The sequence below is a fragment of the Amycolatopsis kentuckyensis genome, from assembly GCF_041679295.1.
Classification (GTDB): domain Bacteria; phylum Actinomycetota; class Actinomycetes; order Mycobacteriales; family Pseudonocardiaceae; genus Amycolatopsis; species Amycolatopsis kentuckyensis_A.
On sequence record NZ_JBGDMD010000001.1, the window covers coordinates 1 to 24,142 of the forward strand.

A 24,142-nucleotide genomic window follows, 5' to 3' on the forward strand; every position below is an offset into this window, starting at 1 on the left:
CGACTGAAGAGGCCGTCACGATCTACCGTGGGCTGGTCGACGTCGAGCCTGATCGGTATTGCGCAGACCTCGCCCACTCCCTGAGTAACCTCAAGGCCTGTCTGGAGAAGGTGGGGCGGTATCGGGAAGCCCTGGAGGCGACTGAAGAGGCCGTCACGATCCGTCGTGGGCTGGTCGACGTCGAGCCTGATCGGTATTACGCAGACCTCGCCAACTCCCTCAGCAGCCTCGGGGCCCTCCTGTGGGAGGGGCAGCAGTATCGGGAAGCCCTGGAGGCGACTGAAGAGTCGGTCACGATCCGTCGTGGGCTGGCCGAGATCGTGCCTGATCGGTATCGCGCAGACCTCGCCAACTCCCTCAGCAACCTCGGGTGGTGCCTGCGTGCGCTGGGGCGGTATCAGGAAGCCCTGGAGGCCGCTGAAGAGTCGGTCACGATCTACCGTGGGCTGGCCGCGATCGTGCCTGATCGGTATCGCCCCGACCTCGCCGACTCTTTAAAGGGGCTCGGGCTCAACCTGTGGGCGCTGGGGCGGTATAGGGAAGCCCTGGAGGCCGCTGAAGAGTCGGTCACGATCTACCGTGGGCTGGCCGCGATCGTGCCTGATCGGTATCGCCCCGACCTCGCCGCCTCTTTGAATGGGCTCGGGATAATCCTGCATGCGGTGGGCCGGTATAGGGAAGCCCTGGAGGCGACTGAAGAGTCAGTCACGATCTACCGTGGGCTGGCTGACCTCGTGCCTGATCAATATCGCCCCGACCTTGCCGGGGGTTTGAAAAACCTCGGGATCTACCGACGGGAAGTAAATGACATCGAGGGCGCACTCATCGCCGAACGTGAAGCAGTGGTGGTGTACAGAGCCTGCACTGAAAAAGATCCACAGCTATACGAAGCACGTTACCGAAGCGAACTGGCGCATCTTTGTCAGCAGTTGGATCTTCTCGGCCGCCACGATGAAGCAGTAACTCTTAGCCTCAATGCGCCAGACCCGCCCACTGGCCGCACCAACGACGCCTGAAGTCCTCCGCGTTCAGGTAACGCCCGGCGGCGGCGTATGCATATCGGTTGACGTCGCTGGACTTTCGGGCCCAATGCTGGTGGGTGTCGTCGACGTTGTAGGCGGAGAGCGCGACCAGGATTGAGTCGATCACGCTGGGGCGTGATCAGGCACTGCCCGGTCGCGGTGCGGGTGTAGTGGTTATTGGCGTAAATCCACTGCTTTGCTCGCCCGGCGTCGTCATCGCCCAACACGAGCCTGTCGTTGACGACCGTCAGCGACGACCGGGCCCATTCGACGACTGCCAGAAAGTCCGGGCCGCCGACCGGCGGGGTCCGCGGCCGCGGCCCGCGCTGCTGCGCTGGCTGCCAGGGCGATGGTCAGGAGCGCCACGGACACGATAGCCCTTATGATGCCCGCTTTCCTCCGCGATGTCGACGCAGGTCACGAAGGGCCGTTTCCGGTGGAAACACTGCTGTGGTCCTCAACCTCGACTAAACTCCGGTGTAAGACAAGTACAGGGAGCGGAATTCACAGGACCGTGCTATCTGCCCTAGCAGAGCTCCGGAAGCGCCTTCGAAGCTAGGCGGGGTGCTTGCGTGAGAACGGTGGCTATGGTGGTCGCCAACGCGTGGCCTTTGTCGGTGAGCGGGGTGATCGCGCCCCGCTCACCGGAGCGGTGCACGAGCTGCTGGCCGAGTTCCCGCTCGAGTCGCCTGATGTAGCTGGCAAGGGTCTTCGGATTGATCGCGAGCGCGGCTGCAGCGGCGGGCAGCGTGGGATGGTCACGGAGGTGGACGAACGCGATCAGGCGCTTCCACGGGCGGCCACCGGTGAGCACGGGCCGCAGCTCGGGTGGAATCGCCCCGGCCGGGCAGAGTTCGCTGTACTGCATGTTGGGGCCGGCGGGACGCACCGACAGGTTGTAGCGGCGGCACCAGCTGAGGATCGTTGCGGGGAACCTGCTGACCCGGGAGCAGGACGGGCGCCGAACCCTCATCAGCCCGCTCAATGAGACCGGCGATGGAACCCCCTGGGTTCGCGCCGGCGAAGACTCCGAGGAGGACGGGCCAGGCTTCTTCGTCGTCCCCCACGAATACTGGACTAGCGGCCTGAGCGAGAAGCTCACCTTGCCCGGCAAAGCGATGTTCCTGGTCCTCCTCCACGACACTCAGACCCCGACCACCCCCACCTTCAGCGTCGCCCTGGAGCGGATGGCCAAGTGGTACGGGATCAGCGAGCGCACCGCGGAGCGCGGCTACCGCGAACTCGACCAGGCGGGAGTACTCATTCAACGCCCTGTGAAGGTTCTCGACCACCGCCACCCTGCCGGACGGCGCACCATTCACCACCGGGCACTCAGGTCGCCATTCGGTACCCGGGACCGCCAACGCCTGCAGCGCAAGACGCGCAAAGCGGTGAAGAAGAAGGCCGAGAACGTGTCGAAGGCCGGAGGTGCCCAATGACCGGCACAACGGGCGACGCCTCGCGTGACGACCAGCCTCAACCCCCGGAAGCGACGAATCAGACCACGCTCGGCGCCTTCACGGGCACCGCGTTGGCCGCGATCGTGGTGGCCGTGCTGCAGTTCTTTCAACCCACGATCGCCGGCGACTCGTGGACCCCATGGATCCGGGCCGCGCTGGGGGTGGCCGTGCTGACCCTCGCAATCGTCGCCGTTGTCTTGGTCGCAAAGCTGGTGTGACCGCCCCTCGGTTCCCTGCCACGCGGCGAAAATTCTTGGCTCAACCAAAGATCGTTTCGCGTCGGGATACGGTCATGCCGCCGCCTCGCGCGCCAACAAGCTGAAGTCAAGACCAACTTCAATGCTGCCGCAGCTTCGGATGCGACCTTCGCGGCGACGCGACGTGGGGCGGACTGAGGTGAACGGTATTCGGGGTGGCGTCGTGGTCCGGATAGCTACTGGTAGTCGCCTTCTACTGTCCATCGCGGATTCGAGGCGGCGTCGGCCCTGAGCAGTAACGCGTCGTCGTCGTCGGTTCCTTCCACCACCACCTGGACCCGCACGATCGCCGGCCTGCTCCGGCTAGGTGAAACGGCTCGAACCGGCCACGGCCCGGCCGACGCGAGGACCCGGCGCGGAGGCCCGTCGCCGATCACGATCGTGGCCGGCGAGTGGGTGAGTTCGCCGCGCTCGTTACAGCGGACGACGTCGCCTGCTGCGTCGAGCACGGACACCGATGCCGGGCAGGACGGTACGAGCGCCGGTGACGGGGTTGGCAGGCGTCCCGGCCACGGCCGGTCTTCGAGAGTGGGGTGTCGTGGTTCGCCCCACGGGACGAGCCGGACGCGCTCGGCCGGTCCGCGGCCGCCGTCCAGCAAAGGCGTGTACACCGCGTCCGGCCCGAGCAGGCCCTGGATCCGGACCAGCGCCCGGTCGGCGCGCTCGGCGGCGTCGGCGTCCTGGCCCATCGATCCCAGCTGCAGCTGCAGCGCGTTCCCGCCGACGACCTCCTCGGGATCGAGCGTGAGTCGCACGATCCCGGCGCTGGGGCGGTCGCGGACGCGGACGGTGAGCCAGCCCTCGCACTGCCACCGGACCCGGTCCGCGGTGGTGCGGGCGGTCAGCGGCTCGGCGCACCGCCACACCCGCACCCGTTCCTCCCCGGCGTCGGTGAGCGCGGTGATCGCCAGCCGGGTGCAGGCAAGCCCGTGCCGGGCGAGTCCGGCGAAGAACCGCTCGCCGAGGGTTTTGGCGACGAACGCGGCCTCGTCGACCCGCTCCAGCGGATGCTCGAACGTTTCGGTGATCGCTAGGTCTGGCGGGAGCGCGCGGCGCACCGGCGGCCGCTGCGCGAAACCCCGGGCGATCCGGTGCGCGGTGATTGCGTCCAGGGGGAAGCGGCCGGCGACCTCGCGTTCGGTGAGCGCGGCGAACGCGCCGAGGGTGCGCAGCCCGAGGCGCTGCAGCAGCCCGACCAGCTCACCGCGCTCGTCGCCTGGCTGGTCCAGCTCGGCGACCGACAACGGCGCCAGAAAGGCTGCGGTGCCTCCGGGCGGGACGAAGGCGGCGCGACGGGTGGCGAGGGTCGCGGCGAACAGGCCGTCGGCGACCCCGGCCTGGCACTCGACGCCGGCGTGGGCTTCGACCTCGGTGAGCTGCAGCTCGGCGAGGGCTTCTTCGCCACCGAAGTAACTCGCCGCGCCGGCGACCGGGACCGCGACGATCCCGGCCGGACCACCTCGACCCCGACCGCATGGGCCTCGACGGCGGCGGCGACGGGTTCGAACAGCCGGGCATCGCGGTCCGGGTTGTGCTGGTGCACCACCAGCTCCGGGCACCGGGCCTGGGCATCGCGGCGGCGCATCCCGCGCACGATCCCGCTGCGGCGCGCCGCCGCGGAGCAGGTGACGACGCGATTGGCGGAGAACACCGCGGCCGGAGCCAGGGGCGGGGTCCCGGCAGCGGCGCCGGCGGCGACGACCGGCCAGTCTGGGCACCACAGCACCAGCAACCGGACCGCGTCGCCGCTCACCCGGCCACCTCGGCCAGCCGCCGCGCGGTACGGGGCTCGCCGGGGGCGACGCCGCCGCCTGGCCCGGGTAGCAGCAGCGCGGCGGTCCGGGGCGCGCGGCGGCGCCGCGGCCGCGGCAGGTGGCGACGAGTTCGCGGGAGTGCAGGTAGCCGGAGCCGCCAGCGTTGATGCCGTGCCAGCGGCGCTGGGACACGGTCAGTTCGAGGTCGGCGCCGGGCCAGGGTGTGGTGCTCAACAGGACGGCGCCGCGGTTGCGGACGCGTCCGGCCAGCCGGCGCGCGAGCTGCGGCTGTACGCCATGGGGGGCGACGGGGCCGAGCACGACCAGGTCGAAGCCATCGATCAAGGCGGAGAGGACGGCGACGAGCTCGGTGCCGGGGTCGGGAATCAGGGCGAGGCAGTCGAGGTCGACGCCGAGTTCTGCGGCGGCGGCGACACCGAGGTCGGGTATGCCGGTGATCGCGGCCCACGACCCGGCCCGGGTCGCCTCGGCTAGCAGCGCGATGACCAAGGCGGCCGACCCGGCGACCGTCACGGTGGTCCCACGGCGTAGGCCGCCTGCCGGCAGCAGCCCGGCCAGCGCGGGGGAGACCGGCAGCGTCCCGCCGGGCGCGTCGGGCGTCTCCGAGCTGGGGGTGGCTAGCTGCGCGGCAGTCCGAACGCCGGGGAGCGCGGCGAGCCCAGCCACCGCCTCCGCTAGCGCCACGCTGCACCTCCAGCACCACGAACACGCACCGGAGACACCCGCGGGATGAAGCCACGGGCGACCCAGAAGCTCGGATAGAACTTGTGTTCGAATATTGAGAGATCTCGACTTCTCTGTCAAGTTGGGCCGCGCAGGTACGGCCAAACGGCTCGCTATCGCAGCACCGCCAGGGGAGGCCGCCGCGATGTCGAACACCACCGAAGCCGTCGAAAACTGGCTACTTTCGCGGATCGCCGACGACGAGGTCGCCGATCGGGCAGCCGCGGAACTCAGCCGAGCGAGTGACGGTGCGGTCAGCGCACCGGGAACCCCTCCGGGTCGTTGCCTCCGCCGCGTTTGCGGCCCAGCGCCCTCAGGAAGGCGTCCTCCCCCGGCGTTGGCGCTCGGGCGATGATGCCATCCGCCGCGATCTGCAGGCGCAGCGAGTGCGCGCGGTTGGCGTTCGGAGTGCCGTCAGGACCGTCGAGCACGTCCAGCACGATCCGGCCGGTCGGGGTCTTGGGGTCATCGGCGGTCCGGACGTACCAGCTCGACACCGAGCCCAGGAGGATGTAGCCGTGCCAGTTGCGATGCCGGATGGCCCGCCGATGCTCTTGCCATCCGCGGAACTGCTTGTAGATCCACACGATCACGCCGGCCACGATGGACAAGCCGCTGAGGATCGTGGCGATCCAGGCGCCGTCTTGGAGCAGGCTCGGTTCGGGCACGCTGTTCATGGCGCACAATCTGCCAGCTCGCCCGATGAAACGCCCTGGGACCTCAGCCGAGCCAGGTGACGTCGAGAACGTCGACGCGCTCCTGGTCCTCCAGCACCAGGTAGGTGACCAGTTCGCGGCCATCCGCGAAGGGCAGCTGCCGCATCGGACTCTTGGGCTTGGCGAGGTTGTACGGCGGGCCGCTCAGCGGCACCAGCTCGAGGAGGTCGTACACGGCGGCCAGCTCGGGCACGACGTCGTCGGGGAGCGCGTGGATCTGGTCGAGGACGCGCGGGTCCGTCTCGATGCGGTACGCCAACAGGGTTCTACCGGCGGAACAGCGCCCGCATGTCGGCGAGCGACACAGCGCCAGCGGGGGCCTCGCCGGTAGCGAGGGTGCGCTCGGCCTGCTGGAGCATCGCGCGGTGCGCGGCCGGGTCGGCTTGTGTCTGCCGGGCGATGGCCCGCCAGTTCTCCAGCGTCGCGACGACGGCCTTCAGGCTGCGAGTCTCCCCCGCATCGGCCAGCGCTACCTGGTACGCGGCGTCGAAGGCGTCGCGCTCCTCCGGCAGGAGGGCAGCCCAGATCGCCCGGGCGAATCCAGCTCGCCGGGCTCGTGGTGCGCGGCCGCGGTCACCCGCTCACCATAGCCTGCCCGGCGGGGGCCCGGGTTACCGTCGAGCCCATGAGCACGCCGAGCAGCCCCGACCCGGCCGCCGACACGGTGTGCCCGGGGTGCCACAGCGGCGACTTCCCCGACTTCGACCACTTCGTCCAGGCGCGCGCGATTGCTCCGGAGGACGTCGGCGCCGCGTTCGGCGCGTGGCTGAACCTCACGGCGGGCTGGGACGGCGACCAGGACCAGGTCGTGCTTGGCCACTAGCGGCGGCAACGGGCCGCCGTAAACCGCCGCGACGCCGGCTACGGCCGCCGCTCCCCCGTCCGGGAGCCGTACGCCGGGTACGCGTGACGCGGCGGCGCTACGAGAACCAGGACAGCACGGTGGGCGTGACCGCGTTGACGACGATGCCGGAGATGAAGGCGATCACGAGGGCAGCCCACCAGTAGATCGCGTTCGCTCGCCCTTGCCGCTGGAACTGCCTGCCTACGAGGTCTTCGACAGCCTTCGCTTGCTCCGCGTTGAGCGACGCCAGTTTCTCGTACCGGTCGGCGTCCGCCTCGGCCTGTTCGAGCAGCTTCGTTCGAGTGGCCAGGTCGTCTTCGAGTGCGCGAAGCAGTGTGCTGGTGCGGGTGAGGTGGTCCTTGACCTCGGTGATTCTGTCTCGGTACGTCACCTCGCCTTCCTCCCGGCGCGAACGTGCCTCTGCTCTCCAGAACGTCAGTGCGCCGCTTCCTGCCGCCACGGCAAGGACTCCGCTGAGGGCGATCCAGGCAGGAGGCGATTCGGAGGGTGAACCGCCGGTCGTCATGCTGTTCACGACGAGGCCGACCCCGACCATGACGGCGGTGAAAAATGCGGTCAATAGCAGCTGCTGGACGTTGCGCTTCGCCCGGCGCAGTCGTCGCCGTGCTGCGTCGCGAGAATGCTCAGACGGCATCGGCACAGTTTCGTCTACCGGAGAGGGAACGGGTTCCTGGGGTCGCGGTTGACCTGCACGGTGATCTCGGCGACTTCGGCGGCCCCGGCCGCGTCGAACGGCGCGTACACGTTGTCCACCTGCACCATCCCGCTGATCCGGGCCCGGTGAGCATCCAGCCGCCGGTCGCGTCGAAGCTGATGGCGAGCTGGCCGTCGCCGTTGACGCCCAGTGCCGGGCTGGTGTCGACGCGCGGGAGCGCGAGCAGCAGCTCCTTCGGGCGCTCGACGGTGACGTTCCAGTTCGCCACCAGAGCGTCCTCGACGCGCTGGAGCAACGCGACGAGCGTCAGCCGAGATCGTCCCGAATGCCGGAGACCGATCCGCGCTGTGTCATGCGCCTCGCCGAGCCGATCGAGTTACCGGCGTTGATCATGAAGGCGTCTATGGTGGCATTGACGCGTACGCGTCAAAAGGGCAAAGGCTCGGCGAAGCCCGCTCGATGAGCGAACTTCGCCGAGCGCGGACAGCCAGGTGACCGACTAGCGCGGGTACAGGTTCGCGAGGCCTATGAGTACCGGCACCAAGGCGGCCACCAACCCGGGCACCGTCACGGAACCCGTGATCGTGACGGTGACCCGGCACTTCCAGCTGTCACGCCGTCGATCCCGACGTGAAGTCAAGACCAACCGCCTTCCTTTCCTCTCCGAAGCACCATCGAGCGGAAGCTCGATGAAGCCGAGGCTCGGAGTGCTCCCTCGACTGCAGTACGAGGCAGCAGAACAGGTCGGCCCTACAAGTAGACCCGTGTTCGAGCTGTGACACGCGCTCCGACACGCCCACGCGGTTCAGCGAATCGCAGTGGGTCGCCGCGCTAGGTCACGTGGGCTCTGGCGGCGAGTTCGCGATCCCCGGCAGGCTGGCGCCGCGGTAGTCGCGCAGGTCGCGGACGAGGCAGCGCAAAACTGCACTCCGTTCACGCTGGCAGAAGCCACCTGGACCAGCCGATCCCCGGTGACTGTATGGGTCGGAACGGACACGAAGTTGTACAGCGAAGACATGCCGGGTCCGGACTGCACGGTCAAGCGGTTCTGACCCGGGTACTGGCCGTGCTGTTACGGGGGCCGACGTACTGGAGCTCGCTGACAGCCAGCGCGCGTCACCCGCGAGATCACCCGGTCGAGGCTTGGTGTCGCCGGCGGACGACAGGCACTGTTGAGCGAGTGGAATCGCGCGAGATTCGGGTTCGGTTGCCGATCGACGTGCCGCCAGGACGGTACGCGGCGATCGTGCACGCGGTCGCCGGAGTCCTCGACGCTGCCGGCGTCGTCGCCGCATCCTCGATCGTCGTGGATCACGTCGCCCGCGATACGGAGCTAAACACCGCGTTCGACCAGTTCAGCGCCGCGTACCCGTGGAGCGACCGCTGATCGGGCGGGTCGGGTGAGAGCATCGCGTTCTCAGCTCAGTGCGTCGGCGCGGTCCACGTCGCGACCCAGAGGACGTCGTCGTCCTCGACGGCGTCGGGACGCGGCGGCGTCAGCGGGCGGCCGTCGGCGAGCAGGTCGAGGCGGGTCACCTCGGCGTAGGTGTAGCGGGTCGCTGAACGCGCCAGGTGCGGGCACACCGCATCGGCGACTGCGAGGCAGCGCGGGTGCAACGCGGTGTCGGAGACCACTCTGGCGCCGTCGAGGACGACCAGGGCTCTGGTGGGCAGCGGTTCGCCGCAGACTTGGCACAGCGAGGCGTCCTGGGCCAGGGCTTGGCGGGCGCCGTCCAGCAGCCGCCACCAGGGCTTCCCGTTCGACACCGGCGTCACCCACGGGTGCGGACGACCCTCGACAAGTGGCCGCGGCCAACCGGCTCCGGGGGGCGGGGCGGTCCTCGCCGCGGCGAACGCGGGCTCGTTGCGCTCGCCAGAGCGCCACCGGCGATCCTGCGGCGAAGCATTGCGGGTTGGTGCAGAGGAGCTGGTCGTGCAGTTCGGGGTCGTGCGCCAGGTCGCTGCGGCAGTCCCGGCACCGGAATGCCGCGGGCCCCATCGAGGTCGGCGTGGCGGCGGACCCGTTTGTCGCCGTGCCCGCGTCCCCCGAAGTTCCGGTGGCGTCCTCCGGCGCGCGGCCGGTCGAGACCGAGGCCGCGGGGGTGAGACCGGCGATGTCGTATTCGTCGTCGTTGGCCAGGTCGCAGCCGACGAGGTCGACGCGTTCGTGACGGGGGACGGCGTAGATGAGGGTCGGGGAGCCGGCTGTGGTGTAGTGCGGGCACACGGCCGCGGTCAGGCGCGCGCACTTGAGCGAGCACACGGCGCCGCCGTACATCTCGACCAACGTGCCGATCTGGTTCGCCGGCGCCAGCACGTACACGACGTCCGTCCGCGGTGCGCCGCAGACCTGGCAGAGGTCGCCGTAGCGCATGCGCGCGGCGCGATCGTCGTCGAACTTCCACGGATCCCACCCAGCCCGGCGTTCACCGTCGTTCGCGGTCGCGGCGAGCCACGGTTGTGGGCGTGCCCGCGGACGCTGGGGGAGCGGGGCTCCGGTGTTGTCGAGGTCGGCGGTGCACTGCATGCGTGGCCTCGGCCACCGCCCCGCGCCCGCCTCGTCCACTGCTGTGCCAGCACTGTCGTGCTGCCCGGCTTCGGCTGTCACCGCCGCGGCCTGCCCTTCACTCCGGATGATCGGCAGATAGCTGCCCGGTGCCGTGCGGGGTGGCCGGTGCGTCCCAGCGGTCGCGGATGATGGTGGCCAGTTCGTCCAGGTGCGCTCGGGCGTCGGCGGCGGACTGAGGGTCGGCGGTCTCGAAGAGCCGATCGAGTTCGAGGAGCGTGGCGTGCGCCTGGCTGGCGGCCTGCTGCGGCGGCGCCGGCTCAGCCCTCAACCATTCCTCGCCCCACAGGGCGGACCCGGCCTGGCTGATGGCTGAGCGGAAGATCAGTTCCTCCACCTTGTCCGCGGTCAGGTCGAGTTGTGTCGCCCATGACGTCAGCAGCGCGAGGTAGCGGTCGTATGTCGAGGGTCGCCAGTCGTCGATGTTCAGGCGCGTATGTGCGTGGGTGATCAGCCAGCGGCGGACGACGGCGTCGAGGATCGGAGTGCTGGGGTGCTGGGAGAATTCGGCGGCGGTGACGAACCGCAGGTACTTGGTGCCGAAGGCCACGCCCAGGTAGCGCAGCCGCTTGTCGGCGAGGTCGCGGAAGGCTGCGGCTCCGCCGTGGTCTTGGGCGATGCGTGCCACCTCGGCCAATCGTTCGGCGGCGCGGGTGTTGTCGGTCAGTACGCGGGCTGTTCGCCAGGGCCCGTACCCGACCGGTCCGTAGCCCCAGATCATCGCGGCCAGGAAGGCCTGCTCGGCGCCCTCGGCGGTCCTGGCGTGCGCGGTGTGGCGGGCGGCTTCGGCGCGGTCGATCGGCTCGGGCAGCGCGCTGAGGAACGCGTGGTGCTGCGGGAAGGACCGGAGCCACGATGGACGCGACCAGCTTGAGGGCGGCTGCGGCGGTTTGCCGCGTGCCCGCCATCGCTGAACGGCGGCTGCAACGCGTCGGGAGCTGCCGTGTCGGGAAAGTTGGTCACGCGTCCCCCGTTGCTTGCCGGTGTGAGGTCGTGGTTGGAGTCAGTTCGTCGGAGTGTAGGTCGTCGAGTGGTCCGGGTTTTCTGGCCTATATCGGGAATTGCGAAGGTCGGTATCCGGTTCCTCTGGCGCCGCCGTGTTGAGCCGAGGTGGTGAAGCGCCGGCCAGGCGCCACTGCACTGCCTCGCGCAAGGCCGCGATCACGGTCTCGTCGTCGGCGAAGCTGGGCGAGGCGCCGAGCGGCACCCAGGTCTGGCCCACCGGCCGCCCGCCCGTCGTCCACACGCACGACGCTGATCCCCGAGTAGCGCACGACTTCGCTGCCTGGCTCGGCAGAGACATGGACTTCGCGGCTGGCGGCGACCAGCCGCACTAGCCGTTCGCCCTTCATGTGTCCCACCTCCGGCTCGTTCGACGGGATCATCGCGCTTCGATCATCATCGGTAGCAGGTTCTCCTTCGGAGGTGGCATGGGTCGCGTGCGGCATTAGGGCGGGCGGAGGGAACCGGATGCTGTGGGCTCAACGTCCGGCTGCTCGGGGAGACACGGCGTCGTGCGACGTGAGGCGTGCCGTGCAGTCGCGGCGGGGCTGGAAAATGGCCGGGGTCGGCGGCAGTCTCGGGGGAGGGAAGCTGCCGCCGGTCCCGGGCCCGCGGCGGATGCCGCAGAGCCCATGTCGACCCGCCGTCCCTCGCTGTTACGCACTCGACGCGCCGCCGAGAGCCCCGAGCCGTGGTCCGGACCAGGAACGCCGCCGCGAGTGCGGCGTCGGCGGCAGGCTGGGCGAGTGTGCCGGGCTCGCCCCCTACGCGAGCCCGGCACACCGTTTCCCCTGGTGGCGTCCGGCGGCTCCCCAGCCGTCGTGGACACCGGTCCCCGCGCGCGGCCCCGACAGCCGCGCACGTCGGTGAAACCGGGAGCAGGGTGGTCGGTGACGAGATTGCAGATCATGAACACCCGGTCGGGGGATGCTCGATCACCGCGCCCAGCACTGCTTGGCGCCAGTTTCCGCTGGTGAACTGAAGGGCGGTGGGATGACAAGGTCGCGCGGCCGGTTACGGCAGCCGAGGGTGCGGCTGCTCTATCCGGGTTACCGTGGTGACCTGCGACGACGCACAGCCTGTCAATCATCGGGAGCAGGTGGCCGGGACGGAGGCGGTCATGGCGACACAAGGCGACCCGGCCGGCGGGGTGCCGGCCTGGATCGAGCCCATGCTCGCGACACCCGACGGCGGCAGGCTCCCCTCGGGGCCGGAGTGGGCGTACGAGTACAAGCTGGACGGCTACCGCGCCTGCATGCGCATCGCCGCCGACGGCACGACCGTGCTGACCAGCCGCAACGGCATCGACTTCACCGACGAGTTCGCCGACCTGGCCACCGTCCTTGCTCCCGCGCTGGGCGGGCAGGACGCCGTGCTGGACGGCGAGGTCGTGGCCTACAGCCCGGCCGGCCGGATCGACTTCGAACGGATGCAGGAACGCCGCGGCCGATACCAGACCCACCGCAGCTCCATCCGCCGCGACGACCCGTTCGCATCCGACATCGAAGTCCGGCTCATCCTGTTCGACCTGCTGCACCTGGCCGGTCAATCCCTGCTCGCCGAGCCCTACGACGAGCGCCGCGCCCGCTTGGCCGCGCTGCCGATGCCCGACCCGTACCGGGTGTCGGTGGTACGGGCGTTCACGTTCACCGAGCTGGACGCCGAACGCCGCACCCCCGCCAACCTGCTTGAACATGCGTCGGCCGCCGGTTATGAGGGCCTGGTCGCGAAGCGCCGCAGCGGGACGTACCAGCCGGGCCGGCGCAGCGACGGCTGGCGTAAGCACCCGCTGATCCGCACCACCGAGGTCATCGTCTGCGGCTACCGTCCGGGCCAGGGCCGCATCGCCGGCCGGATGGGCGGCCTCGCGCTCGGCGCCCCCGACCCCGACACCGGCGACCTGGTCTACATCGGAGACGTGGGGACAGGGTTCAGCGAGGCCGACCGCTCCCGTCTGCAAGCCCGCCTTGAGCCCCTGGAGCGACGGACGCATCCGTTCGCGGTCGCGCCGCCCCGAGCGGACGTCGCCCGGGCCCGCTGGGTCGAACCCGAGCTCGTCGGCGAAGTCGTGTTCCGCACCTTCACCAGCGCCGGCCGCGTCCGGCACACCGCCTGGCGCGGTCTACGCGAGGACCGCGTCCCCGACGAGGTCGTCGCACCCGGTCCTGTGCTGGCATCGGCCGAGACGGCGGCGGCACCAGACCTGGCGGGCACCCCTGCCCCGGTCGGGGCGGCTGCCGCGCCGACCGCAGCACCGACGGCCACCCCGAGGAAGAAAGTCACGGTGCAGGCCGGAAACCGGCGTCTGACCCTGTCCAACCTCGACAAACCGCTCTATGCCGACGGGTACACGAAGGGCGAGGTGATCAACTACTACTCGCACATCGCTGACGTTCATCCGCTTCCCCGACGGCGTCGGGGAGGGCAAGCAGCAGTTCTTCGAGAAGAACGTCCCCAACGGCGCCCCGGACCCGCATCTCACGGCGGACGGCGTCTACGGGGCCGGTACGGAAAGCGTGGTGCGTGAGTTCCAGCGCCGGGCCGGGCTCGTCGCCGACGGTATTGCGGGTCCGCGCACGCTCACGGCTCTGAAGCTCTAAGAATAGGCCGGTCTGACAATTCTAATCATTATCAGACCGGCCTATTTCGCTACTCGTTACTAACCTTGTTTGCCTCTTCCGGCGGCTCTTTGTCAGGTTCCAAAGTCTCCTTCGTAACCTTCGGCGTCGCGTCCACTCCCGGCGTTTTACGTCCCGCCTTGACGGTAAGCCACGTCTTGAAGCTCATCTCCATTTCAGCATCGTATTTGTACGTAAGAAATAGCGCGCCAAGCAGTATTGCGCCAACTGACAGTATTTCGTAGACCGTCTCCAATAGCATTCCTTCGGGGACGCCCCCACCAACGCGCCGCGCCGCGCGCCTTATCGCAGGCAAGCGTAGTCGCCGGACAGCGCCGGGCACAGTCGCCTAATCGAGCCGCGCGGACGCCTACACGTAGTGATTTATTCAGACATTCGGCCGGGGAAGTTTCACCCCATCGAGCGGGACGGTTCCCCCTTTGATCCTCACTCCCAGCTCAAACGACCGTCACAAGTTGGTAACGGATACGGCCGAACGGGTAACGGTTGCCGGATGTCCCCTGGGAGGCCGTCACCGCCACTGAACACCTCAGAAGCAGTCGACAAAAGGGGGGCAGATGACACGAAGGTCGGTCGGCATCGTCGGCCGGATGAGATCAGGCAAGGACACCGCCGCCACCGTGCTCGTCCAGAACTACGGGTACACGCGGTTGGCCTTCGCCGACCCGCTCAAGGCCATGGCCTACGCCACGAGTCCGATCCTGCACGAGGGAGACCGGCTCGCCGACGCGGTCGACCGGCTCGGCTGGGAGCGGGCGAAGGACTACAACCCCGAGGCCCGCCGGTTCCTTCAGCGGCTCGGCGTGAGCGCGCGAGACACCCTCGGGCCGGACGTGTGGATCACGGCCCTGACCGACCGCATCCGCCGGGTCCACGGCCCCGTGGTCGTCCCGGACGTGCGGTTCCAGAACGAGGCGGCGGAGCTGCGCGCACGCGGGTTCGTGATCCTGCGCATCCGGCGGCCGGGCCTGTCCGATCTCGACCCGCACGTGTCCGAAACCGAGTCCGACGCCATGGCTGCCCACGGTCCGGCTGCCCAGCACGGGCACCCACTCCGGCCGCGGCGGGGGCGTCATCGAGTACGCGCTGCTGGAGGAACTGCCAGCGTTGGTGTGGGCAGCGAACATGGCCGCGCTCGAACTGCACGTCCCGCAATGGCGCGTAGATCCCGACTGTGGACGGTGCCCGCCGGATCGGCTGGTGTTCGACCTCGACCCTGGTCCCGGGACGTCGATCGTGGACTGCTGCCGGGTCGCTGAACGGCTGCGTGAGCTGCTCGACGCCGACGGGCTTACCGCGTTCGCCAAGACCTCCGGGTCGAAGGGGATGCAGCTGTACTGCGCGGTGACCAGTGACGACCCGGCGGCGCCGTCAGCCTACGCCAAGAAACTCGCTCAGCAACTGGCTCGCGAGACGCCGCCGTCGGTCACCGCGGTCATGGCGAAGAACCAGAGGAACGGCCGGGTGTTCATCGACTGGTCTCAGAACAACCCGGCCAAGACCACCGTCGCCCCCTACTCCTTGCGCGGCCGCGACCGTCCGACCGCATCGACACCGGTCACCTGGGCCGAAGTTGAGCAGTGCACACACGTAGCGCAGCTGACGTTCACGGCCGACGACGTCCTCGACCGCGTCCAGCGCCACGGCGACGTTTTCGCCCAGCTCGGCAATACTACGGCGCTGCTTCCTGCCTGATGAGATTCAGATTCATCATCGCCTCGGGGCGGGGCCTGCAGTGCCTGGCCAGGTGGGACGAGCCGGTGTGGATCGACCTGCTACCACTGGCCACGTGTTCCGGAGCCGGTCACTGCGCCGTCGATGCTGGTGGCCGAGTCGTGGACTGCTCGCCCAACTCAGTTCCGTTTCTGTCGATCTTCTAGGACGGTCTCGGCTAGGTGCACGTCTACCGGCCGCTGGTTGAGTGCCGCGAATGCGGTGACCCGGAGCAGCGCGCCCTCCAGCTCACGGATATTGGGTCCAACCATCTCGGCAAGGAACTCCAGTACCTCGCCGGGCACCGCCAGCCTGTCCTGCGCGGCCTTCTTCCGGAGGATCGCGGTGCGCGTCTCCAGTTCGGGCGGCTGGATGTCGGTGATGAGGCCCCACTCGAACCGCGTCCGCAGCCGGTCTTCCAGCGTCTCGAGGCGCTTCGGCGGGCGGTCGGAGCTGACGACGATCTGCTTGTTCGCGTTGTGGAGAGTGTTGAAGGTGTGGAGGAACTCTTCCTGCGTACCCTCTCTGCCTTCCAGGAACTGGATGTCGTCGACGAGCAGGATGTCGATGTTGCGGTAGCGGCGCTGGAACTCGACCTTGCGGTCGTCGCGCAGCGAGTTGACGAAGTCGTTCGTGAACTCTTCAGTCGAGACGTACCGGACGTGCATGCCGGGGAAGAGCCGTTGCGCGTAGTGGCCGACCGCGTGCAGCAGGTGCGTCTTGCCGAGCCCGGACTCACCCCAGATGAAGAGCGGGTTGTACCCGCGGGCCGGCGCTTCGGCGACGGCGACCGCGGCCGCGTGCGCGAAGCGGTTGGACGCGCCGATGACGAACGTGTCGAAGGTGTACTTGTCGTTCAGCTTAGCTGTCTGCGGCTGCGCCCACGCGGTGTAGGGCTGGCCGGCGATCGGCTGCCCGGAGAACGTCGGCCAGATTTCATGCACTCCGACCTGAAGGTCACTGTCCTCTTCAACCTGCTTCCCGGTCGATTCGGAGGGGGGCTCGACGTCAAATTCGCTGGATGACCAGTTATCCGAGTTATCCGGGCGGACTTGGTCGTGGGCTGCCGCTGTGGCTTCGTTGGTGGAACCCGCGGTCTCGATGACTGTCCGCATGTGTGCCTGGCTGGCGGGCTGATGCCGGTCGACAGCGTCCGGCCACTGGGCCGTTCGCCGGATCGCGGCAAGATCATCGGTGTGGTTTTGTAGCAGTTGACTGGTTTGATCAAGCCAAGCGTTCAGCTGATCGGGAGAGCCATTTTCGACTGGGGCTTCTAGCGTGTTGTCGGGGGTAGCTTCGGTTGAGGAAATATCCTCAACGGGATCATTGGTGATCTCTTTCAGTTGTACTCTTAGATCATCGCTGTGTTCGCGTAGAGCTTTAGCAATCATCTCGGCCTCGATCGCTTTCCTGCGTGCGAGGTCGATCTGATGCCGTATTCGTTGGGCAACACCTTCTGTGGCTGCATGCTCTTCTCTCGAGGAGGCGACAAGTTCTGCTGCCTGAGTTGCGCGGCCTTCGTGGCCAATTCCGGTTAACATGTAAGAGCTGTGATCAAAGGTGGCGATATCCAGCCTGTGTTGCAGATCGACGGTTACGTGCAGCAGGACTAGGACTATCTTCTGAAAGCCGTCTCGCTCCTGAATGGCTGCCGCGCGGGCCCTTTCTGTTTGCAACAGTTCTGCCTGTAGTCCTGCAATGCGTTCATATAGCGATGTGGCATCGACTTGCCGTCCTCGCGATTTGCGAGTCTGCTCTGAAGGTTTGGTGCGGTGAATAGTGGCGCACAGCGACGTCATTCGATCGGCTGGGATTCGAGCTTGCTCGTCGGTCTTGCCTAGCTTTTCTTGCCAGAGGTATAGGTATGCCCTGATAAGTCCGGCGGGAAGAATTCCTCGCTGCCACTGCATGACCTCGCTGAGGCGTTTAGGATTTACTTGTCCTGCGCCCGACAGCACGCTGAACTTACGGCACTCGTCAGGTTCCGTGTCGGCCCAGCGCTGGGCGACTGCCACGTTGCTCAAGCTTGCTTCATGTCGCATCTCGTATAACAGCGCGGTCAACTGGACCGCTTCTGGGCCGAACCTCTCAGTGAGGTCAGGCTCGTTGATCTTCGGGCGAGCACCGCCCTTGTTGCTCCGCTCGCTGCCGACCACTGTCGACCCCCGTACCCCACTGGACGCGCAGTTGTCCGCGATGGATAGCCGGACAACACCACACCTCGCTACAACGTGAACATGCAGAGTAGCCGAAGGGTACAAGTCAGGCGCCGGCCTGGGGCGCGCTCCCTCGGCGCCGATACCGACAAGCCGAAGAAGGACCCTGTGAACTACCGTGATTGTGAGACCGACGATGTCAGCGGTTGCTCACAGTGTGGTCACCCAACCCGTCAGGCAGACCACACTCGACCGTGGTCGAATTTGGCACGTTTGGTGCTCACCAACAGAGAAGCCAGCCGCAACACGGCTTTACTGCTAGTAATCGTGGCAGTTCCACTAGTGATTACGGTCGTAGCCGTAACATCGATCCTAACCAACATCATCCTGGCTGGCGTTCTGAGCGGCGCCGTAACCGGATCGAACTGGTGGTCACGGCGCCGAACGCAACGCGAACTGCCACAGTATTCGCATCCCTGTCGGCACTCTACCGACCGGCGGTCGAGGTAGTTGGCAGCGTCTGGGCGAGTCGAGCCAGTTCACCTTCGCCGCCGGCGGCGGGGTGGACCCGGCCGCGCTGGCTGCATTGCTCGCGGAGGTCGCTCCTGCCTCGGCTCGCGCCGCGAACGCTCGCAAGTTGAGGAGCTTAGCGCGGTCGCCGGGTCAGTCCGGGTAGTGCCCGCCCAGCCGCTGCCAGTGCTCGACCAGTTGCTGGCGCACGGGCGCTGCTAGTACATCGGCCAGGTCCTCTTCGGCCTCTCGGGCGATCTTCTCGGTGCTGGCTCGGACCTCCTCGTCGAGCTGGACTCCTGACTCAATATGTCCAGGGAACATCTGCTCGATCATCTGCATACTCGCGCTCGTACGGAGATTCGCCTGCGCTTCGTCGAGAGCGAGCTGACCACTGCGCAGCTCGTCGGCTCTTCCGAGGTCCAAGGTGTAACGGACGTCCACAACTAGGCCTGAGTTGGACGAAACGCCGTGACGAACGGCGATTCGCAGAAGGTCTTCGCTGAAGACGCGTGCTTCGGTCGGTGCCCAAGGCAGCCTGTCGAAGTCGGCCTCCGGATGCCGGCGACTGAGCTCGATCGTGTTGCCGGGAAGGTTGCACCACGTGAGGTTGGATGGCGGACGCAGACGGTAAAGCATGGACGAGACCCTACAGGCAGCTTTCCCAGGGCTTGCTGCTTCTCGAGCGCGGCGGGCGTAGGTTTACCTGGGCGCGGGTGAATTCGCGGATGAGAGCAAGGCGTCTGCGACTCCATGCACATGACCAACCTTTGTTCCGACCTGACCGCTGCTGAGCTTGCTCGTCGTGGACCCGACGACGTGACTGTTACCTGCATCGCGCGCAGGAGGGCGACCCCAGCGGCTGACGGGACGCCTGCTTAGGGGGCCGTGAGGTCGCCCGGGGCGACGCCGTTGGCGGCGAAGAACTCGTCACAAGCCCGCTTTAAAGCCTCATGCTGGTCCCCGGCGCCATCAACCAGGCGCACCAAAGCCGCCTCTGCGGCGTTGGACAACCCGTAGTCCGTAGCTTTCTCCTGAGCATTCCAGATCGCCTTGCTGACACTCTTCGCGTACTTGTCGAAGGCGTCGATCGCGGTCATGAGCGTCGGCGACGAAGGCTTATCCACGCGGATCTTGTTCACCGCAGTGTCCCACTCAGACTCGGCGCGACCGAGAAGGAGAGGCGGTATTATGCCGAGGACCAGGCCTGGCCGTCTGACCTGGACTTGGTACTCGATGACAGCCGCGACGCCACTGCGGAGTTCGTCTTGCAACGCCTCGGCCGCGACTCGGACCTCGTGCACTGTTGCGACGTGTCTGGCAGCCTGTGTCTGCCGGTCGCGATGACGTCCGGCTTCAAGCTCTTCGCGGGCAAGATGAAGTTGTTCCTCGGTGATCTCGTTCTGACGTCGTGCTTCAGCGACCTGCTGTTCGGCAGCGGCAGCCGCTTGCTCCGCCGCCGCGGTTTGTTTCCTGCTCTCGGCAAGGTCCTCCTCGGCGATGTCAGCGCTTCGTTTCGCTGACTTCGCCTGCCAGATCGCGATGCCCGTCGAGCCCGTCGAAAGCACAGCCGCGACGATGGCCACGACCGCCGCCGTCCACGCCGCTGAATCCCCAGCATCCACCTTCGGTGCCCTCCAGGTTCATGGTCGCCCCTTTTAATCCGCAGGCTCCCTGGCGGGCGCCAGGGAGCGCGGCTGGTGGTTGGGTTCCAGGCAGCTGGGCCGCGCCGATAACAGCCCTTATGTAATCCTCCTGGGTGGCCGCCGTTAGGCCAGGCGAGCGATGTATAACGTCGTGTACTCGCAGTGTGGAATGAGAATAACAAGTGGTGCGGGTCTAGATTGGGTCACGGCAGGCTAGTCGGATGGTCGACCTCCGTGGCTCGGCGGCTGGCCAGCGGCGTTACCGACTTCAAACGGCGCGGACTGGTCCTCAGGAATGCCGTACATGGTGTTCGAACACGGCTGCGGCGGCTGGTCTTTGGGGCGTCGCAGGAGCCGTCAGTCCTCCAGCTGCTTCTCCGCGAAGAATTTCTCGATGATCCGGCGGTGCTCCTCGGCGGAGGAGCCGGTGATTTCGAGGGCTCGGTCGCCGTCGCGGACGATGATCCTGCGCCCGGCCGAACGTTTCGCCCAGTCCCGCAGCGCGCCGGCAAGCTGCAACAGGACTGGCGAGGTGGCCAGGGAAACGACGACCGCGGTGATCCCGGCCGGATCCGCCTTGGCACCCGGCGGCAGCTCGCAGTCGGCGGCGAAACCGACTTGATCGACGTCGAGGCCGAGTAGCTCCTCGCGCAATCGCCGGTGGAGGTGATCGCGCACCGTCGGATCGTCGTCGCACACTTCGAGGGAATACGTCGGCACGATGCGAGGATAGCGCCCCGCCGTCGGCGCCGGGCCGCTTATGATCCCCCAGTGCCCGGATCCCGCAAGGCATTGCTGATTGCCACCGATAGCTACGTAGACACGACTTTCCGTGAACTGCAGGCCCCGTTGCATGACGTCGCGGCGCTGCACGAGGTCCTCGGCGACGACCGCATCGGTGGTTTCGCGGTAGCGGTCAGCGAAAACGCGTCGGTCCGGGACGTGCGCGTCGAAATCGAGCGGTTCTTTGCCCGCGCGGGCCGCGACGACCTGCTCCTCCTGTATTTCTCGGGTCACGGTGTCAAGGACGAGGGCGGTGACCTGCACCTGGCGGTGGCCGACACGGAACGGGACCTGCTCGAATCCACTGGTGTCGGGGCTGCGTTCGTTCGGCGGTTGATCGACCGCAGCCCGGCCCGCCGGGTCGTGTTGTGGCTGGACTGCTGCTATGGTGGCGCGTTCCCGCCGGGCACCAGGCCGAAGGCCGACCCGAGGGTGGACGTGCTCGACCAGCTGGCCGGCTCCGGCCGGGGCTGCGCGGTGATGACGGCCTCGACGCACCTCGGGTACGCCTACGAGACGCGGACCGCCCGGTCGGTGTCCGGGGTACAGGAGCCGTCTGTGTTCACGAGGGTGATCGCCGAAGGCCTGCGGACTGGCGAGGCCGACCTCGACGGCGACGGGCTGGTCGACGTCGCTGAGCTGTACGCCTACGTCTACGAGCGAGTACGGGCGGTCTCCCCGACGCAGTCGCCGACGCGGAATGATCAGCTGACGGGGGATGTGTACATTGCCCGGAATCCAGAACCGCCGAGCGCACGGAAGTCGGCGCCCGTTGAAGCCGTCCCGGTCGCGCCCGGGCGGCGACGCCGGTACGCCGCGGCGTTCGGCGGCGTCTCGGTGGCCGCTGTCGCGGCGGCGGTGTTCTTCACGAACCTGCCGGACAGTCACAGTGGTGACCCATCCGCGCCGTCGACGACGTCCGGCTCTGCGGAACCACCGCGCGTCCCGCACCTGAAGTACGTGTCCGGGGACCATTTCGCCTACCCCGACGCCTGGGTTCCGCTCGACGTACCTTCGCAGTTCGCAGGCGCAGAGCAGTCCGACGCGAAGGCGTGGTGGCTGATGAGTGGCGTGCGGTCGTTGCACACCGAACTCCGGATCGATTCCTACCCCCTCGTGCCCACCGCCAAGTTCGCAGTGGGCGGAACGATCTCCCAGAACACCAACTGTGGCACCGTCCGCATCGAAGCCCGAGTAGGGGAAACGCGCATCTCGCAGAGGTCGGATTCGTCCCCGTTCGCCCTCCAATTGCCCGGCAAGCTGCCCGCCATCGGCGCGGGCGACACGCTCGTCTTCGACGTCGTGGTCGATCACCCGAAACCGGCCCGGGAATGCGAAGGCGAGCTGCGGTGGGACCACGTCAGCCTCACGCCGGTGCCCTGAACTACTAACTCGACATCCCGCTTGGAAGCTCGCGTACACCGCTGGCAGGCAGTCGTTGCCGGTGGTGCCGTGCTTGGGGTGTAGCCGATGTACTGCGACACCTTGTCCGCACCGCCGAGCTCTCCGCCAGGGTAGTGCCGCGCCGGAAGTGGCGGTCGGCGTCGGTGAACCGCTCCACGTAGCTCTCCGCCCACACCTGCCGGGACAGGGTTTCCACGGAGTCGAGCAGCGCGACGTCGCTGACTGCGGTGGTCGGGGCGGGCAGTCGTGGTTGTCGGCTTCTTGCTGTTCATCCACTGCGCCAGCAGGTCGGCCGTGCCGGCGGGTGGTGCGGTCACGTAACGCGGGGGCGGGTGCGGTGGGATCACGCTGGACGGATGTCGCGGCCGTTGGGTCATGACGGCGCGCTCTGAGCGGTTCATCCAATCAACGCAGTCAACGTGTCATTTAGCCCGCGGCGCTCCCGACGCTCGCGTTTTCCGCAGCTCCGGAGGTGAGGGTGGGTCGTCGTCTCGCAGGCTCGCCGCCAGCCAGTGACAGTGAGCGCTCATGTCGTACCTGAGCTCGGCGCGACGTCGTCCTACGTCTCCACCTGCTCCGAACGAGTGAACTTGAAGTTTCAATTTCTTACCCTAGGTAACAGCAGTGAGTCAGTCGCTCACTGCGGTCACCAGCGGAAATGATCGGGATCATCGTCGGCTGATTCCTTTCCGTGACCGGAAGCGGCTTTCGGGCACTGTTACGCACGGGATGCGGATGTCGACGAATGCCACAGAGCGTGACGCGTTCCGTTGCGTCGCCGCTGGACTGAAAGAGGCAGCCCCGTGTCTTATGCCCCCATGCCGCTGTCGGTGCCGATGCCGGTGGCGAACCAACCCAGGAACGGCCTCGGCACGGCCGGGTTCGTCCTCGGTCTGATCGGGTTGATCTTCGCGTTCATCCCGATCATCGGGATCGTCGCGTGGCCGCTGACGATCCTCGGGCTGATCTTCGGCATCGTCGGGACGCTGCGCGCCAACCGGGGCCAGGCGAGCAACAAGGGGCTGGCCATCACCGCCGTGGTGCTGTCGGCGATCGGGCTGGTGATCTGCGTGCTCTGGACCGCGGCCTTCGGCAAGGCGGTCAACGACGCCGCCAACGGGATGCCCGCCGCTGCCCTGACCAGCTCGGTCGCCGCGCCCGATCACATTCAGACGACCAGCCCCAACCTGAACGACGCCGCCGCTTCGGCCGCGGCCGCTGCTCCGGTCGAGCCGCCGGCACCCACTACGAGCGAAGCACCCGAGTTCCCGCCGCAGGTCGAGCAGGCCCGCGCCTCCGCCCAGAGCTACTTGAGCTTCACCGCGTTCTCGCGCAACGGGCTGATCCGGCAGCTGTCCTCGTCGGCCGGCGACGGGTTCCCGAAGATTGTGGCGACGCAGGCCGTCGACAGTCTGTCGGTGGACTGGAACGCGCAGGCGGTCAAGTCGGCGGAGAACTACTTGAGCTTCACGTCGTTCTCTTGCTCGGGGTTGAAGCAGCAGCTGTCATCGTCGGCGGGTGACGGCTTCACGAAGGCCCAGGCCGCCTATGGGGCTGGTCAGACTGCCGCCTGCAAGTAGATCCGCCGCAACCAGCGGGGGTAACGGATGTCCTCACCCATACGAACTGTCGCGGAATTGGTCGCCGATCGTTACCGGGCACGGGAAGTCGAGCGTCTCGCGCCGGGAAGCGGGTAAGGCGTTCCAGCAACGCGGCCGGCGTCTTCTATGGGGGCGCGTCGCGTTGACCATCGCTTGATGCGTAGCCGGAAGTAGCGGGCGGGGTCCTCGCGGAGGCCTCAGGTAACGGCGACGATAAGTGGACCAGGTTGTCGTCCATGACCGCGTGGAAATGCGAACGGGCAGAGGAATCTGTGGTTCAGATGCTGCGGTGGGTGCTGACAGCGGCCCGGAGTTCGGCGAGCTTGGGCGCGAGGGCGGCGCTCACCGGCGCCGCGCACGTGACCGTGCGGCTGGACGGCCTGAAGATCGGGTTGAGCATCGGGGTGGGCAGCGGCGGCGGCGTCGCGCTGTACCTGTCCTGGCGCCGCCAGGGTTCCACCGAGCGCATTCTCGTTCATCAGCAAGAGGTCCACGCGGCCACGATGGCTCACCAGTGCCGGGTGGCCCGCGCTACCGAGCACGATGCCGCCCAGCGACGGCTGAGCGAGCTGTAGTTCAAGGCCGTCGAGCAGCGTGGGTCTCCGCAGGCCGCGGTTCGTCACGGCGGGTGCCATGGCTGGCGGACCGG

At 67.7% G+C, this 24,142-nt stretch carries 23 protein-coding genes and 3 pseudogenes; 12 read left to right on the top strand and 14 right to left on the bottom strand.

The window, feature by feature from the left end; all coding sequences use genetic code 11:
* Positions 1 to 1,016 (top strand): tetratricopeptide repeat protein (locus ACERZO_RS00005; protein WP_372659834.1); only part of this gene is annotated, 1,016 nt, incomplete at its 5' end.
* A 532-nt stretch (positions 1,017 to 1,548) separates the two neighbouring features.
* Here ACERZO_RS00005 and ACERZO_RS00010 read toward each other — a convergent pair.
* Positions 1,549 to 1,911 (bottom strand): LysR family transcriptional regulator, encoded by a 363-nt coding sequence (locus tag ACERZO_RS00010; RefSeq protein ID WP_372659836.1) that lies wholly within the window; start codon positions 1,909 to 1,911, stop codon positions 1,549 to 1,551.
* Between the two features lie 214 nt (positions 1,912 to 2,125).
* On the opposite strand from ACERZO_RS00010, the gene ACERZO_RS00015 reads away from it, so the two are divergent.
* Both ACERZO_RS00015 and ACERZO_RS00020 read left to right on the top strand, forming a co-directional pair.
* Entirely contained in the window at positions 2,126 to 2,461 is a 336-nt protein-coding gene (locus ACERZO_RS00015) for a hypothetical protein (protein ID WP_372659838.1), read from the top strand.
* Positions 2,458 to 2,700 (top strand): hypothetical protein, encoded by a 243-nt coding sequence (locus ACERZO_RS00020; protein WP_372659840.1) that lies wholly within the window; start codon positions 2,458 to 2,460, stop codon positions 2,698 to 2,700. The genes ACERZO_RS00015 and ACERZO_RS00020 overlap by 4 nt, the downstream gene beginning before the upstream one ends.
* 1,069 nt (positions 2,701 to 3,769) lie before the next feature.
* On the opposite strand, the gene ACERZO_RS00025 is transcribed toward ACERZO_RS00020, so the two are convergent.
* On the bottom strand, positions 3,770 to 4,492 hold the full coding sequence (locus ACERZO_RS00025; RefSeq protein ID WP_372659842.1) for a Y-family DNA polymerase: 723 nt from the start codon (positions 4,490 to 4,492) through the stop codon (positions 3,770 to 3,772).
* A gap of 172 nt (positions 4,493 to 4,664) precedes the next feature.
* Between ACERZO_RS00025 and ACERZO_RS00030 the strand changes: the two genes are divergently transcribed.
* Complete coding sequence (locus ACERZO_RS00030; protein ID WP_372659844.1) at positions 4,665 to 4,988, top strand: hypothetical protein; 324 nt, start codon at positions 4,665 to 4,667, stop codon at positions 4,986 to 4,988.
* A gap of 503 nt (positions 4,989 to 5,491) precedes the next feature.
* Here ACERZO_RS00030 and ACERZO_RS00035 read toward each other — a convergent pair.
* From ACERZO_RS00035 to ACERZO_RS00045, 3 genes are read right to left on the bottom strand one after another with little or no spacing between them, the layout of a single operon-like run.
* Complete coding sequence (locus ACERZO_RS00035) at positions 5,492 to 5,914, bottom strand: hypothetical protein (RefSeq protein WP_372659846.1); 423 nt, start codon at positions 5,912 to 5,914, stop codon at positions 5,492 to 5,494.
* A gap of 43 nt (positions 5,915 to 5,957) precedes the next feature.
* Positions 5,958 to 6,212 (bottom strand): hypothetical protein, encoded by a 255-nt coding sequence (locus ACERZO_RS00040; protein WP_372659848.1) that lies wholly within the window; start codon positions 6,210 to 6,212, stop codon positions 5,958 to 5,960.
* A 7-nt stretch (positions 6,213 to 6,219) separates the two neighbouring features.
* On the bottom strand, positions 6,220 to 6,480 hold the full coding sequence (locus tag ACERZO_RS00045; RefSeq protein ID WP_372662839.1) for a DUF6247 family protein: 261 nt from the start codon (positions 6,478 to 6,480) through the stop codon (positions 6,220 to 6,222).
* A gap of 98 nt (positions 6,481 to 6,578) precedes the next feature.
* Here ACERZO_RS00045 and ACERZO_RS00050 point away from each other — a divergent pair, with 98 nt between their 5' ends.
* Positions 6,579 to 6,776, top strand: coding sequence for a hypothetical protein (locus ACERZO_RS00050; RefSeq protein ID WP_372659850.1), 198 nt, complete (start codon positions 6,579 to 6,581; stop codon positions 6,774 to 6,776).
* A 97-nt stretch (positions 6,777 to 6,873) separates the two neighbouring features.
* Here ACERZO_RS00050 and ACERZO_RS00055 read toward each other — a convergent pair whose 3' ends face one another.
* On the bottom strand, positions 6,874 to 7,452 hold the full coding sequence (locus tag ACERZO_RS00055; RefSeq protein ID WP_372659852.1) for a hypothetical protein: 579 nt from the start codon (positions 7,450 to 7,452) through the stop codon (positions 6,874 to 6,876).
* A 1,201-nt stretch (positions 7,453 to 8,653) separates the two neighbouring features.
* On the opposite strand from ACERZO_RS00055, the gene ACERZO_RS00060 reads away from it, so the two are divergent.
* Entirely contained in the window at positions 8,654 to 8,860 is a 207-nt protein-coding gene (locus ACERZO_RS00060) for a hypothetical protein (RefSeq protein WP_372659854.1), read from the top strand.
* A gap of 35 nt (positions 8,861 to 8,895) precedes the next feature.
* Here ACERZO_RS00060 and ACERZO_RS00065 read toward each other — a convergent pair whose 3' ends face one another.
* The 3 genes and pseudogenes from ACERZO_RS00065 to ACERZO_RS00075 form a co-directional block, all read right to left on the bottom strand.
* On the bottom strand, positions 8,896 to 9,240 hold the full coding sequence (locus tag ACERZO_RS00065; protein WP_372659856.1) for a hypothetical protein: 345 nt from the start codon (positions 9,238 to 9,240) through the stop codon (positions 8,896 to 8,898).
* A gap of 857 nt (positions 9,241 to 10,097) precedes the next feature.
* A pseudogene (locus ACERZO_RS00070) lies at positions 10,098 to 10,910 on the bottom strand (8-oxoguanine DNA glycosylase OGG fold protein); the annotation flags it as partial.
* 132 nt (positions 10,911 to 11,042) lie between these two features.
* Entirely contained in the window at positions 11,043 to 11,285 is a 243-nt protein-coding gene (locus ACERZO_RS00075; protein WP_372659858.1) for a hypothetical protein, read from the bottom strand.
* 813 nt (positions 11,286 to 12,098) lie between these two features.
* On the opposite strand from ACERZO_RS00075, the gene ligD reads away from it, so the two are divergent.
* Both ligD and ACERZO_RS00085 read left to right on the top strand, forming a co-directional pair.
* Complete coding sequence (ligD, locus tag ACERZO_RS00080) at positions 12,099 to 13,568, top strand: non-homologous end-joining DNA ligase (protein ID WP_372659860.1); 1,470 nt, start codon at positions 12,099 to 12,101, stop codon at positions 13,566 to 13,568.
* Positions 13,561 to 13,641 (top strand): peptidoglycan-binding protein, encoded by an 81-nt coding sequence (locus ACERZO_RS00085; RefSeq protein ID WP_372662842.1) that lies wholly within the window; start codon positions 13,561 to 13,563, stop codon positions 13,639 to 13,641. Before ligD ends, ACERZO_RS00085 begins: the two co-directional genes overlap by 8 nt.
* 49 nt (positions 13,642 to 13,690) lie before the next feature.
* Here ACERZO_RS00085 and ACERZO_RS00090 read toward each other — a convergent pair whose 3' ends face one another.
* Positions 13,691 to 13,915 carry a hypothetical protein gene (locus tag ACERZO_RS00090; RefSeq protein WP_372659862.1) on the bottom strand — a complete coding sequence of 75 codons (225 nt, stop codon included), beginning with the start codon at positions 13,913 to 13,915 and terminating at the stop codon, positions 13,691 to 13,693.
* A gap of 758 nt (positions 13,916 to 14,673) precedes the next feature.
* On the opposite strand from ACERZO_RS00090, the pseudogene ACERZO_RS00095 reads away from it, so the two are divergent.
* Positions 14,674 to 15,375: pseudogene (locus ACERZO_RS00095) on the top strand (DNA polymerase domain-containing protein); the annotation flags it as partial.
* Positions 15,376 to 15,551: 176 nt separating this feature from the next.
* Here the strand turns inward: ACERZO_RS00095 and dnaA are convergent.
* The 4 genes and pseudogenes from dnaA to ACERZO_RS00115 form a co-directional block, all read right to left on the bottom strand.
* Positions 15,552 to 17,435: pseudogene (gene dnaA / locus ACERZO_RS00100) on the bottom strand (chromosomal replication initiator protein DnaA); the annotation flags it as partial.
* Positions 17,436 to 18,212: 777 nt separating this feature from the next.
* Positions 18,213 to 18,698, bottom strand: coding sequence for a hypothetical protein (locus ACERZO_RS00105; protein WP_372659864.1), 486 nt, complete (start codon positions 18,696 to 18,698; stop codon positions 18,213 to 18,215).
* 239 nt (positions 18,699 to 18,937) lie between these two features.
* Positions 18,938 to 19,645 carry a hypothetical protein gene (locus ACERZO_RS00110; protein WP_372659866.1) on the bottom strand — a complete coding sequence of 236 codons (708 nt, stop codon included), beginning with the start codon at positions 19,643 to 19,645 and terminating at the stop codon, positions 18,938 to 18,940.
* Between the two features lie 417 nt (positions 19,646 to 20,062).
* Positions 20,063 to 20,383 carry a hypothetical protein gene (locus ACERZO_RS00115; protein ID WP_372659868.1) on the bottom strand — a complete coding sequence of 107 codons (321 nt, stop codon included), beginning with the start codon at positions 20,381 to 20,383 and terminating at the stop codon, positions 20,063 to 20,065.
* Between ACERZO_RS00115 and ACERZO_RS00120 the strand changes: the two genes are divergently transcribed.
* The 3 genes from ACERZO_RS00120 to ACERZO_RS00130 all read left to right on the top strand — a co-directional run bounded on the left by ACERZO_RS00120 (position 20,366) and on the right by ACERZO_RS00130 (position 24,068).
* A complete protein-coding gene (locus ACERZO_RS00120; RefSeq protein ID WP_372659870.1) occupies positions 20,366 to 21,871 on the top strand; it encodes a caspase family protein in 1,506 nt (501 codons plus the stop codon). The genes ACERZO_RS00115 and ACERZO_RS00120 overlap by 18 nt on opposite strands.
* Before the next feature lie 824 nt (positions 21,872 to 22,695).
* Positions 22,696 to 23,472, top strand: coding sequence for an Ltp family lipoprotein (locus tag ACERZO_RS00125; protein WP_372659872.1), 777 nt, complete (start codon positions 22,696 to 22,698; stop codon positions 23,470 to 23,472).
* Positions 23,473 to 23,729: 257 nt separating this feature from the next.
* The gene (locus tag ACERZO_RS00130; protein WP_372659874.1) at positions 23,730 to 24,068 is read left to right on the top strand and encodes a hypothetical protein; all 339 of its coding nucleotides are present in this window, start codon (positions 23,730 to 23,732) and stop codon (positions 24,066 to 24,068) included.
* Positions 24,069 to 24,142 lie beyond the last annotated feature (74 nt).

Coding starts and splice junctions, on each gene's coding strand:
- ACERZO_RS00055 (WP_372659852.1), bottom strand. CDS start 7,452: ATGCCGTCTGAGCATTCTCGCGACGCAGCACGGCGACGACTGCGCCGG.
- ACERZO_RS00035 (WP_372659846.1), bottom strand. CDS start 5,914: ATGAACAGCGTGCCCGAACCGAGCCTGCTCCAAGACGGCGCCTGGATC.
- ACERZO_RS00130 (WP_372659874.1), top strand. CDS start 23,730: ATGACCGCGTGGAAATGCGAACGGGCAGAGGAATCTGTGGTTCAGATG.
- ACERZO_RS00105 (WP_372659864.1), bottom strand. CDS start 18,698: ATGCTTTACCGTCTGCGTCCGCCATCCAACCTCACGTGGTGCAACCTT.
- ACERZO_RS00020 (WP_372659840.1), top strand. CDS start 2,458: ATGACCGGCACAACGGGCGACGCCTCGCGTGACGACCAGCCTCAACCC.
- ACERZO_RS00050 (WP_372659850.1), top strand. CDS start 6,579: ATGAGCACGCCGAGCAGCCCCGACCCGGCCGCCGACACGGTGTGCCCG.